The sequence below is a fragment of the Granulicella sp. L60 genome (assembly GCF_009765825.1).
GTDB lineage: Bacteria > Acidobacteriota > Terriglobia > Terriglobales > Acidobacteriaceae > Edaphobacter.
Genome location: NZ_LMUR01000018.1, coordinates 296,062 through 309,236, shown reverse-complemented (window position 1 = coordinate 309,236; position 13,175 = coordinate 296,062). Strand labels below are relative to the sequence as shown.

At 56.1% G+C, this 13,175-nt stretch carries 5 protein-coding genes; all 5 read left to right on the top strand.

Features of this window, described 5'->3' with window-relative positions:
* Nucleotides 1-108 precede the first annotated feature (108 nt).
* The 5 genes from GSQ82_RS11725 to GSQ82_RS11705 all read left to right on the top strand — a co-directional run bounded on the left by GSQ82_RS11725 (nt 109) and on the right by GSQ82_RS11705 (nt 13,153).
* Nucleotides 109-2,634: an amylo-alpha-1,6-glucosidase gene (locus tag GSQ82_RS11725; RefSeq protein WP_158792469.1), complete on the top strand. Its 2,526-nt coding sequence runs from the start codon at nt 109-111 to the stop codon at nt 2,632-2,634.
* A gap of 11 nt (nt 2,635-2,645) precedes the next feature.
* A complete protein-coding gene (locus tag GSQ82_RS11720) occupies nt 2,646-5,282 on the top strand; it encodes a glycosyl hydrolase family 65 protein (RefSeq protein ID WP_158792468.1) in 2,637 nt (878 codons plus the stop codon).
* Nucleotides 5,283-5,824: 542 nt separating this feature from the next.
* Entirely contained in the window at nt 5,825-9,775 is a 3,951-nt protein-coding gene (locus GSQ82_RS11715) for an Ig-like domain repeat protein (protein ID WP_158792467.1), read from the top strand.
* Nucleotides 9,776-9,787: 12 nt separating this feature from the next.
* A complete protein-coding gene (locus GSQ82_RS11710) occupies nt 9,788-10,195 on the top strand; it encodes a hypothetical protein (RefSeq protein ID WP_158792466.1) in 408 nt (135 codons plus the stop codon).
* A gap of 78 nt (nt 10,196-10,273) precedes the next feature.
* Nucleotides 10,274-13,153 carry a glycosyl hydrolase 115 family protein gene (locus GSQ82_RS11705; RefSeq protein WP_216847075.1) on the top strand — a complete coding sequence of 960 codons (2,880 nt, stop codon included), beginning with the start codon at nt 10,274-10,276 and terminating at the stop codon, nt 13,151-13,153.
* Nucleotides 13,154-13,175: the final 22 nt, after the last annotated feature.

The following is a 13,175-nucleotide window of genomic DNA, read 5'->3' as shown; positions in this document are numbered from 1 at the left end:
AACAGACAAGGGAGCGGGCCAGCCGGCTCGCTCCTCCCTTTTAATCTGTGCTCTATGAAGCCCTTTATTTAACGTGGCTGAGCCCACTGATGATGTTTGAGCGATTACATGACACGACTGGCAGCACTTCTGTTATTTCTATGTTCGACTGCGGGTCTGTCGCAGACTTCGATTGCGCCTTTGTCTGCACTGCCGGCGTTTCCTACGAAAGCATCTGATCTACCTCTTATCTCGCGTGAAGCTGTACCTACTAAGCCATTCTCCGTTCTAGGGCCGCGTGGTGCGTTACTCGGCCAACAGGATGGAAGCTTCGAGGCGTGGCTCTTTCCATGGAAGATCTTCAGTGGAATGAAGATCACCGCCAACATGCAGGACTATGCCGTTCCCATCGACGTGAACGATCATGCCGCATGGATCGATGTGCAACCAGACGCGACAACCATTACCTACTCGCACGCTAACTTCACCATTCGCCAGATCATGATCGCTCCCAAGGAGTCTGCGGATCAGGCGGGCGTGCTCGTCTTCTTTCAGATCGAATCCATCCGTCCGATGACGCTCACCTTCAGCCTTCACCCGGTGATGCAGAGAATGTGGCCGGCGGCGTCTGACGATGTTCCCTCGCCGGAGTGGGTAGCGACCGGAAAAGAATCTGGCTACTACGTTTTGCATCTCAATCTGCCAGACAACGCAGCCGCATTGGCGATGCCCGGTGCTCAATCGGGAATACTTGCTCCATATCAGGAGCGCGCGAGTTCCTGGCCGCTACAGTTTGTTCTGCACTACGATCCCGCAAAAGACGGCAACAAGCTCTTTCCTCTACTGATGAGCTTTGGTAGTACGGAGCAGACCGCAAATAAGGCTGCTCTTGGAGATGCACTTACTTCGCTGAATCAATCCGCGCAGTCGCTCTTCACAAAAAATGAGGCTTACTATCGCAATCTGCTGGCAACTCACACCAGCATAGACACTCCCGACCAGAAGCTGAACGAAGCATTTACCTGGGCGGTCGCAGCCATCGACCAGTTACGTGTAAAGACTACGCCTGACCTGAAGGAAGAGGCACTCACCGCAGGCTTTGTCGGCTCCGGAGATGCAGCTCGCCCGGGCTTTGGATGGTTCTTCGGACGTGACGCCCTATGGTCGCTATACGCGGTGAATAGCTATGGGGACACTTCCACCTTCAAATCAGAGATTGAATTTCTGCTTCGCCGCCAGGGAGCCGACGGCAGGATGATTCACGAGTGGTCTCAGACCGCCGACTTAGTCGACTGGAAGTCGCTACCTTATGAGTATGCTTCGAGCGATGCCACGCCCCTGCTGCAGATGATCGTCAAGGATTACTTTGACATCACCGGCGACAAAGATTTCGTAACCTCGCACTGGAGCCAACTCGAGCTGGCTTGGAAGTACGAGACCTCGCATGATTCGAGCGACGGCATCTATAACAATACTGTCGGCTCAGGCTGGGTCGAATCATGGATACCGAGCATGCCCCACCAGGAGATCTACCTCGCGACCCTCGACGCCCAGGCAAGCGCCGCCTTCGCTAACCTCGCACGAATCAGCGGACACGATGATCTTGCGGCACAGGCCGATCAGCGCGCACAGCATCTGCGGCAGGTCATCGAGCAGGAATACTATCTTCCACAAACAAGCTTCTACGCCTTCAGTCACAATGAGGACGGCACGACGGACAACACCCCGACTATCTTTCCATCCGTGGCATGGTGGGACGGAACCTATAAGTTGAAGCATGCTGAACCGATGCTGCAGCAGTGGGCCTCCAGCGAGTTCTCGACAGACTGGGGTACGCGCATCCTGAGTGACAAGGTCAGCTTCTATGATCCCATCAGCTACCATCAGGGATCGGTGTGGCCTCTGTTCACGGGCTGGGTCTCCGTTGCTGAATATCGAGCCGGCCACTCGCTCTCCGCCTATGCGCACCTGATGCAGAATGCCGACCTTACCTGGTCGCAGGATCTTGGCGCAACAACTGAACTGCTCTCCGGACGTTTCTACCAGGTGCTTGGCCGCAGCACGGCACATCAGTTATGGTCGTCGGCCATGGTCATCTCTCCGATCATGCGTGGCATGTTCGGCGTGGAATGGGATGTGCCACATCATACGCTCACAGTAACCCCTCATCTTCCGGCAGACTGGAACACGGCCACCATTCACCACGTTCCTTTCGGCGACTCGCAACTCGATCTCACTTTTAGTAGAGAAGGCCAGTCTCTCGTGGTCAGAGCAACTGGGCCAGCCGCCACGGGCTTGCATCTCGTGTCGCACATCGATGGAGCTAAGGAAGACCACGGAATGCTTCGTCTGCCACTAAAGCCGATTGAGGTGTACACCGGCCACGAGCTACCAAGTTTTGGATCGGAGACGCACCAGATGAAGGTGCTCAAAGAGCAGTACGATGACCGATCGATCACGCTGCTCCTGGCTGCTCCCGCATTATCCGCGCAGAGCATGTCCATTCGCGTCAATGAATCTCGGTTACGTCCGCACGCGGAAAACGCAGAGTTGTCCACGGTCTTCGATGGTAGGTCTAAATTGAACGTTGCGTTTCCCGCGGCCTCTGGGGATGTCGATGGCTATGTACAGAAGACAGTCACGATTCGCTGGTAATGAAGATGAGAATGCCTCGCTCCGTATCTCTGCTGCTCTGTGTAGCTGGGTGTCTGCAACTCATAACTTTTATGGCCGCACAAAACACCGTTGCCACCGTAGACCTTAGCAGCTCCGAGATAACCTCCAGTACGGATACTGGGTCACAGCACTTCATCGCCGTGCATGGCCGTAAGTCCGTCGTCATGGGTTACCCCGCAAGCGGTTTGGAGGTCTGGGCCTACCCGTTGCAGATCGTCAGCGACTATCAAGTCAGCTTCCTACCAAGCGATCAGACTCAGCCGATCTCTGGAGCAAGTCTTCTGCAACGCGTCGAGTATCGCCCTGATGAAGTGATACGCACCTACGTCGGTGACGACTTTGTCGTTCAAGAGCGGATCTTCGTTCCTCTCGATGAACCTGGGGCAATCTTTAGTTATCAAGCCGAAGGTCGGCGTGATATTTCAGTTCAGATCCAGTTCCACCCATCGTTGAATCTCATGTGGCCAGGCGCGCTAGGTGGCCAGAGTACACAGTGGAACGAAAAAAAATCGGGCTACTCTATTAGCGAGCCCCTCCATGGATTCTCTGCTGTAATCGCATCGCCCGAAGCCACACTCCACGACCCAAATGGGAATCGAACGATTCAGCCCTCCGGGGACAATGCGCTAAAAGCCATGGTGTTGAAGCCTCGAGTACAGACCGACGGCACAAGAGCAGCTTCTGTTTTCATCGGCTACAATCCTCCGCACACTGAGCCTGACGACGCTATTATCCAGCGGCTGGAACGACAAGAGGCTGCGCTTCGCAAGACTGCAGTGAAACACTACAACGACCTACTGGCAAATACGCTGCAGATTGAGACACCTGATTCAGAGTTGAATCGTGCACTGCGCTGGTCCATCATCGCGCTTGATCAAGCGTGGGTCTGTAATGAGTCGCTCGGTTGCGGGGAGATCGCAGGCTATGGTCCGTCGCGAGCAGGACGTCGACCGCAGTATGCATGGTTCTTCGCTGGTGACGGCCTCGTTGCTACCGATGCGCTGGTAGCAGCTGGGGAGTACGCCCGGGCACGAGAAGAACTAGCATTTATTACGAAGTATCAAGACAAAAGTAATGGCATGATCTGGCACGAACTATCTCAGAGTGCTGCACTCATAGATTGGAAGAATAAATATCCTTACATGTATGTCCATGTAGATATAACGTTCGACTATTTGGCCAGCTTCGCAAACTATGTGCGAGTAAGTGGAGATACCGAATTTTTGAAGGCCAATTGGAATAATATTCAGATGGCTTATACCTACTGTGAGTCGCTGATCGATTCTCCAACCGGGCTACCCAGCATTCCGCTCGGACGGGAGGGCGGCAACGAGCAGGATCGCATGCGCGACGATCTCGGACTATCGTCAAGCTGGGTTACAGCATCATCTTCTTTCGCACAGATGGCGCGCATCATGGGATCACCCAAAGCAGATCTGGCCGAACGTGCCGCGTCTACTGCACGCGCTTCGATTGCTCGTGGGAATTGGGATTCGACCCATAATTACTGGCTCGCTGGCCACACCATCAGCGGTCAGCCAATCTACGACCAACGACCAAGTCCGAGCGGTATTCTCTCGCAGGGAGTCTTCTCGCCCCAGCAAACTGCTGAGGCTCTCGACCAATTGGCGTCTCCGAACTTTCAGACCGACTGGGGCACACGCAGCATGTCCTCGCTGTCTTTAAGATTCGATCCCAACTCCTACGCGGCCGGCAGTGTCTCGGCACTCGGATCGTCGGTAGTAGCCAACACATTCTGGCAACAGGATCGCCCACTGACCGCATGGCAGATATGGAGTTCGCTGATTCCCTGGAGCACACTCGACGCACGTGGTCATATCCACGAAGTACTCGCAGGCGACTTCTACCACCCGCAGATCGAGTCGGTCCCTGAACAAACCTGGTCCTCTGCGGGATTTCTACACGCAGCAGTGAATGGTCTTCTAGGCCTAAACATTGAATCAGGCAAAAATCATCTGAGCTTCTCCCCTCACCTCCCAGCCCAATGGAACGAGTTATCAATCGGCAATGTTCGCGCAGGTGAGTCAGTTCTACATCTTCAGATCAAACGCGACTCCACCGGCATTGAAGCGAAGATCGAGAGCAGCGGCGATACCTTATCGTTCACGTTCAATCCTGAGATACCACTCGGCGCCGCGATAGAAGGTGCGACACTAATTAGCTCATCGAAAGATAAAACTAGACTTGAAGTACATAGTGAAGCACATGAGCAAGATCAACATGCGAGTGTTTCGTTTCCAGTCGCTAAAGGCATCACGACTTGTCGGATCGCATATAGCGGTGGTGTGCAGGTAGGTGTCAATTCGACGCACCCACAAATTGGCACGTCGAGCTCAGGGGTGAAGGTCAAAACAGTTCATCTCGACGAGAACATCCTCACCGTTGATACCTGGGTAAGATCTGGCGGAGATCAGATACTGACGCTCAGCACCGTGTGGAAGCTTGCATCGGTAGAAGGCGGAGCCATCACGCAAAGTGCTCTCGGCATGTACGCCATCCGCGTTGATGCCGCTAAGTCACAATCGGCGGATGCTACTAACCCCTATGTGCCAGCCAAAATTATTGTTAAATTCGATAAGGCAGAGCGTCCGAAGATCAATCACTAAACTTACTCTATGACAGGCAACAATCAGAGTGCATTGTCGCGATAGACCTTTCGCAGAACATCCTCGAGCAGGCTCTCGATGCGCTCTCTACCCGCGTCCAAATGATCGTCGTCAAATGCGGTTCACGCGGCGCCCGTCGTTCAACAAGGAGGCCGGGATTGGGCGTCCCCTGTCCTCCTTGCATCTCAAAGGAGAGAATGCGCTCCGCTCCGTCGGGTAATGTTGCAGGTGCTCTCTCCACACTAAGGGCCGGAGGAACAGAGGCCTTCCGCGACACGGAGCTTCGCACAAGTTTCCTGTCCCAGCATCCGGTCCTTTAGACAAAGGAAGCGGATCTCCAAGCCGCTGGATCGAATTGGAGGTCATGACGGATTGCGATCTGGCCTGCATTTCCAAAATGGGCCAGAAACGGCCTCAATACAGCCATATAACACCAACGGGTGATATTAAGAGTGTTTTGGCGCCCGTATAAACAAACTGGCACAATCTATTCTTTGCGGACCTGACTCCGCTCGAAGGCTAACTCCATGTTGTTCTTAGGTTTGCGATTACGCAGCGCTGCGTCTGCCTCGGCTTGTCTGTTTCTTCTCACCGCTGCACAAGTTGCCCATGCGTCGTTCAGCCTTACATTTCAAGGAAATGTTCAAACGATCAACACAGGTGGAAGCGTTACCCTGAGCTCTCCCTCCGGTATCGTGGTGGACTCCGCAGGCGACATATTCATCGCCGATACGATCAGTGGAAGCGGACGAATCGTGGAAGTGAATGCACAGGGGACTGCGTCGGTGCTTACGATCAGTGGGTTGAGCCCGGCACTGGGTTCTCTGTCCAGCATCGCGATCGACGGTGCGGGCAACCTCTATCTTGCGGACACGAGCAACAGCCGCGTCGTTAAGGTTAGCCCCTCCGGGGCTGGCGCCGTAGTCAATACGGGGAGCGTGACGCTGAACGCTCCGCAAGGTGTAGCGTTGGACCAGGCCGGAGATCTCTTCATCGGCGATACCGGCAACAATCGCATCGTTGAGGTAACTTCCGGAGGCTCAGCCGCTCTCACCGTCACCGTTTCCTCAGGAGCCTCTACGCTCAGCTCTCCGAAGGGGCTGGCGGTGGACACATCTGGAAAGCTCTATATCGCCGACTCCGCGAACAATCGCATTGTGACGGTTGCATCGGGAAGCACCACGGGCGTTGTCTTCAGCACAGGAGAGTTGGACCCTGCCCTGAGTAATCCGAGCGGCGTCGCCGTGGATCGCGTCGGCAACATCTTTATCACCGATACGGGCCACAACCGTGTCGTCGACGTAGACACGACAGGCAATGGCAATGTGTTGCTGAACTCGGTCTTCCTCCAGGGCACGACACTCAGCGGGCCTCTGGGAGTTGCAGTCGATGTATTCGGCGGAGTTTATGTTGCCGACACTGGCGACAGCCGAGCCCTGGTTGTGAATCTATCTACAGGTGTGGAGAGTTCCTCATCGTTGAACAAGACAGCGGTTGGCTTTGGTCATATCAGCCTCGGTTCTTCAACTCCAACTTCGTTCATCCTGAGCTTCTCCGTAGGATTCCCGGTCGAAAACCTGGGAAGCGTGAACGCGTTTACCTTCGGCACGCAGAATCTTGATTTTCAGATCGTCAACGGTGCCAACACCACCTGCAGTGGTGCGCCATCGGTTACCTATTGCACGGTGCAGGTCAGTTTTCTGCCCACAGCTCCCGGCCTGCGCAACGGATCGCTGGTGCTTTATGATCCGGATTCGAATCCTGTCTTTACCGTTCCGCTGTACGGATTTGGCGATGCCCCTGTAGCGGCTCTGTCTCCCAACATGGGGACGGTGATCGGCACCGGCGGTCTGATCCTCTCCAATCCGTACCAGGTCGCTCTGGATGGAGCAGGCAATATATACGTTGGCGATTACACCGGTACGAATGTAACCAGGATTCCCGCCGGCGGCGGTAGCGCCACGGTGGTGAGCCTGGGCACACCTGGAAGTATAGCGGTGCATAACATCACCGGGGTCGCTGTCGATGGCTCCGGCAATCTGTTTATCGGCGATCACGAGAACAGCCGCATTCTGGTCGTAACGCCGGGTGGTGTTGTCTCGGCGTTGAACATCACTGGCCTTTCTCAAGTGCTGGGCTTCCCCACCGCACTGGCCTTCGATGCTTCCGGAAATCTGTATATCGCGGACTTCACCGGTGGCCGGATTCTCGAAGTCTCGTCCTTGTTCGTCTCCGGATCGACCTCGACGGGCATTGGAACAGTGATTCCTACTGGCAGCTATAGCTTCACTGGAAGCACGCTTACCGGCCTGACGATCGATTCCCAGGGCAACATCTACGCGGCGGCCCGGAGCCAGAACAACAACAGCATCATCAAGGTAACTGCCGCAGGCGTCGCCTCTGCATTAGACATTCCGGAAAACATCACTCCCTCGATCAGCAATCCGCAGGGCGTGACCGCGGATGCGATGGGAAATATCTACATCGTAGACTCGAACAACAATCGGATTGTGAAGATCACAACCGCAGGAGTAGCGTCGGTCCTTAGCCTAAGCGGACTGCCGAGCCCATCCAGCCTTGGCTCCTCAATCTTTGGGGTAACGGTGGATCCGGTCGGAAATATCTATATTCCGGACTTTACCAACAACCGCCTCGTCTTCGTCAACGTCTCGGGCGCGCTACTGACATTCCCCACCCCAACCGGTACAGGAACGACCGACACTACGGACGGTACTCAAACAGCAACCGTGACCAACCTCGGAGACCAGCCTCTGGCCTTCTCCGCCAATCCCACCTACACCGCTAATTTCTCCAGCAACGGCAACGATACCAATCCCTGCGCCTCTTCCACCTCGCTGTTGCCCAGAACGGTGTGCGACGTCTCGGTCAACTTCACGCCGCAGTCGGCGGGCAGTCTTAGCGCTGGCATTAACGTCGCCAACAACACTCTCAACGTTTCCGGAAGCACCGAGCAGGTCTCTGTAAGTGGCACCGGCCTGAATTCGAGCGACAGCACCGCAACCACGGTGGCCGCCAGTCCAACCTCCCTGGTCGTTGGCCAACCCGTGACGATTACTGCAACTGTGGCGGATACCGCAACCGGCCATACCTCGAACTCTCCGTCCGGCTCGGTCAGCTTCACCGATACTGTTGGTTCGACCATGACCTCACTGAATAATGGCACGGCAGTGAACCTTGCCAATAAAATCGCGAGCTTGACTGGTATCGTACTCAGCGGCACTGGCACTCATACCATCACCGCGAACTATTCGGGCAGCGAGGGACAGTACACAACCAGCAGCGCCTCCACGACCGTCGTGGTGGGCAAAGCCTCCGTTACGGTGACCGGTCCCGCGCAATCGGTCTCCCTGTCACCGGGCCAGACGGGTTCGGCTCCGATCACCGTGACCGCATCCTCTACGACCATCGCGGCACCCTCGGGAAGCATCAGCTACAGCATCCTCAACGCCTCCGGCATCAGCATCGCCGCAGGAGTCCTGCAGCTGACGGCGGGAAACAGCAGCTCGACCGCAACCGTTCTCATCCCCAGCTCGCTAGCGCCGGGCAGCTACACCATCAGCATCACCTATAGCGGCGACAGCAACTATGCCGTCCCTTCGACCTCGGCCACGATCTCACTCCATATCGGCCAGGCCACCACAACGGTGACCCTCACCAGCAGCGCCAGCTCTGTGGTCCTCACCAATCCCCTTCTCTTCACCGCAGCCGTCTCGTCGACCACATCCACGCCCACTGGCACAATGAGCTTCCTGGATGGCACCACGCCGCTCGGTCAGGGAACCCTGTCCAAGGGTGTGGCCGCCCTTAGCACCTCCTCACTGACAGCGGGCAGCCATACCATTACCGCGGTGTACAGCGGCGATGCCAACTTCAGCGCAGCGACAAGCGGCTCGATCACGGAGACAGTCCTTGACTTCAGCCTGAGCAATGTCGGTGGGTCAGGAACCAGCCCCTCGCAGACCGTGGCTCCCGGAGGCACTGCGAACTATCTGCTCACCATCCTGCCCACCAACGGAACGATCTTTCCCGCTCCGATCACCTTGTCCCTGACCGGCCTCCCCTCCGGGGCAACCGCGGTCATTGTTCCGTCCGCGTGGACCCAAACCACCAGCACCACCTGGTCGTTCCCGGCCAATACCGCCCTGCCCGCAACGACGTTGGCCATTCAGACTCCATCCATTGTTGCGCGGCTTGAGCCTGGAACTGTGCTTCACCGTAGATTGCCTCCGGTTGCCTTGGGGCTCCTGCTGCTCCCGCTTGCCGGGATACGGCGTCGCCTCGGAAAGACACTGGGAAGGACGATCTTTACCCTGTTGCTGTTGGTGGCCGGAGCATCCGCGATGGCCGGACTGAGCGGCTGCGGAACAAGCAGCGGCTTCTTCGGACAAGCAGAAACCACCTACAACCTGCAGATCACCGCAACCTCAGGCTCCTTGTCTCATTCCACCTCGGTTACCCTCACCATCCAGTAAAGGCACAAAAGAATGTCAGCAATAATTCGCAACGGTGTGCTGCTTCTACTTGGCGCAGCACTTTCAACGGACCTGCTGGCACTGGCCCAGCAAAAACCCGCATCGACCTATACCAGCGATGTCGACGTAGTAATTACGTACGTAGCGGAACGAGCAAAGGTCGCTTCTGTCGACTGCGGATGCTTCTGGCTGAACGGCGGAGGCGGCAACTTCGCGATAACTCTCTTTCACGGCCTTGGAGTCGCAGCCGATCTAACCGGTGAGCATGCTTCTAATATCGGAACCGGGACCGTTCCTACTGATATAGTCCCACTTAAAAATCAAGATGGCGTAATTCATGTGAAGGCGACCAAACCCATGACACGATCGAGTGGTGCCACCTTCCCTACATATCTTTATACAAAAATTATCTCTCTCTAGTGCGAGGCGAGTTGCCCCCGATATCGTCAGGGCGAATAATGGGCACTCCCGGCTTTTCGAGCCGACGGAGGAGCCATAGTGAAATTTGTTTCGCCACTTTCGATCGCAATCATAGCTCTCGCGGCAGTCATCGCACCGAATGTGGCAATGGCACTTGGGGATTCGAATTACATTTCAAAGTCACCGTCGCCGGGCAGCTTCACGCTTGAGGCTGGCGGAACTTCAGCTCCCATACTGATCAGTGACTCAGACTGGCCCGGAGTTACGCGCGCAGCCGCCGACCTCGGACAAGATGTGCTGCGCGTTACAGGCCATGCTGCACCTGTGCTCCATGAGCTTCCCGCCGGCAGCAGGGACGTCATTCTCATCGGCACAATCGGTAAAAGCCCGCTCATCGATGCGCTCATTCGAAAGCATAAGTTAAACGTAGGCGATGTTGCCGGCAAATGGGAGTCCGCCGTCACAACGATCGTCGAACACCCGATGCAGGGCGTGGACCGCGCACTCGTGATCGCGGGCAGCGATAAACGCGGGACCATCTACGGCATCTACGATCTCTCTGAGCAGATCGGAGTCTCGCCCTGGTACTGGTGGGCGGATGTCCGCGTCCAGCACCAGGACGCTTTGTATGTTGCACGAGGGCGATACGTGCAGCCCGAGCCTGCGGTGAAGTATCGCGGCATCTTCTTCAATGACGAGGCGCCAGCCCTCTCCGGCTGGGTGAAGGAGAAGTACGGAACGTTCAATAGCCAGTTCTACACACACGTCTTTGAGCTGTTGCTTCGTCTGAAAGCGAACTTTCTATGGCCCGCGATGTGGAACAACGCCTTCGCGCTCGACGATCCATTGAATCCAAAACTCGCCGACGAGTACGGAATCGTAATGAGCACTTCGCACGAAGAACCGATGATGCGTGCAGAAAAGGAGTGGACCTGGGGGCACCACGGCGCTTGGAACTACACCACCAATGCGGCGGAGATCGACGACTTCTGGCGCAAAGGTATGCAACGGAACAAAGACTATGAGCAGATAGTGACGCTTGGCATGCGCGGGGTGAATGATACCCCGATGTCCGCGACGGCGAACACGGAACTGCTGGAGACTATCGTCGCAGACCAGCGCAATATCCTGAAACAGATCGTGAATCCTGACGTCACCATGGTTCCACAGGTGTGGGCGCTCTACAAAGAGGTGCAAGGGTACTACGAGAAAGGTATGCGCGTGCCTGACGACGTGACACTCTTGTGGTCAGATGACAACTGGGGCGATCTACGCAGGCTGCCCACACCCGAAGAGCGCAAGCGTTCAGGCGGTGCGGGCATCTACTATCACTTCGATTACGTTGGTGGTCCTCGTTCTTATAAATGGCTGAACACGAGCCCTATAACGAAAGTGCAGGAACAGATGAATCTTGCGTTGGAGTACGGGGCGAACCGAATCTGGGTCGTCAACGTAGGCGACGGCAAGCCGATGGAATTCCCAATCGAGTTCTTCCTCGACTACGCACGCACGCCGCAGCGCTGGGACAAAGACCATCTGCACGAGTTCACGCAGCTTTGGGCCACGCGAGAGTTTGGGCCCGAATACGCAAGCGATATCGCCACCGCGATGGAAGAGTACACGCGCTACAACGGCCGCCGAAAGCCGGAGCTGATCGATCCATCAACGTTCAGCTTAGCCAATTACAACGAAGCAGCCCGAATAGAAGACGAATGGAGATCGTTGGCCGAACGAGTTGACGCTATCTCACAGAAGTTGCCGGAAGACGAAAGAGCTTCTTACTTTGAACTGGTGCAATATCCCGTGGACGCTTGCGCCAACCTTACGGAGATGTACATCGCTGCCGGCAGAAACGCGGCAGACGCACACGCTGGAAACCCGGCTGCCAACGATGAGGCCCAGCGAGTTCACGAACTCTTCGACAAAGACGCGGCGCTAACCGACGCATACAACCACAAGCTTTTGAACGGCCGGTGGGATCACATGATGGACCAGACGCACATGGGCTACGTTGCATGGAACGACCCACCAGTTAATGTCATGCCTGCCGTTAGTTGGATACAAGTTCCGGAAGCGGGTTCGCTCGGAGTGACCGCTCAGGATGCCGTTCTTCGACGTTCGCCGGGAGTCTTCGCTTGGTCACTCGGCACTCTTGATTCAAATGCGCGGCAAGTCCGAACACTGACACTGTTTAATCGTGGTCGCAGCTTCATTCCCTATACCGTGACGACGAGCGCGCCCTGGATCGTCGCGTCAACGACACAGGGGACCCTGACAAAGCAGCAGGATGTTACTGTGAGCGTCGATTGGAGCAAGGTTCCCGCCGACGAAAATGCAGGCTCCGTTACTGTGATCTCCGGCACAGAGCGACCGATTATCTATTCGCTGCGTGCCCTGCGAATTCCTTCCGATCTCGACGCCCCCGGTCACGAGTTTGTAGAAGGCGACGGCTACGTTGCCATGGAAGCCGCAGACACCACCAAGCGCACAGAGGACACTCACGCACACTGGGAGGAGCTGCCCGGATACGGAGCTACGAAGTCTGCAATGACAGTACTCCCCGTCACGGCGGCAAGCAGCGAAAACTCAGGAGCTTCTCTGCAGTATCGAATGTATCTCTACGACGCTGGCGACCTTCAACTGCAGGCGACGTTGTCACCAACCATGAACTTCGTCCCCGGACGCGGGCTCCGCTTTGCGGTGTCAGTGGATGACGGACCACGCACCGTCGTTGATACGCTCGAGCACAACAGCCAGCAGGATTGGGAGGAGTCTGTCAAAGATAGCGTTCGCCGCGTCACCATCCCGCTACACATAGACAAGCCCGGACACCATACGCTGAAGCTCTGGGTCGTCGATCCCGGAATCGTTCTCGAGCGAGTCGTTCTAAGTCACGATCTACTTCGCCCAAGTTATCTCGGACCACCCGAGAGCGCTCATGCTGTGTCTGCAGACTAGGCAAAGGTGCATCGTACTAAGC

What these genes read in the sequence shown, in the direction of transcription:
- GSQ82_RS11725 (WP_158792469.1), top strand. Translation starts at nt 109, where the DNA reads ATGACACGACTGGCAGCACTTCTGTTATTTCTATGTTCGACTGCGGGT.
- GSQ82_RS11720 (WP_158792468.1), top strand. Translation starts at nt 2,646, where the DNA reads ATGCCTCGCTCCGTATCTCTGCTGCTCTGTGTAGCTGGGTGTCTGCAA.
- GSQ82_RS11710 (WP_158792466.1), top strand. Translation starts at nt 9,788, where the DNA reads ATGTCAGCAATAATTCGCAACGGTGTGCTGCTTCTACTTGGCGCAGCA.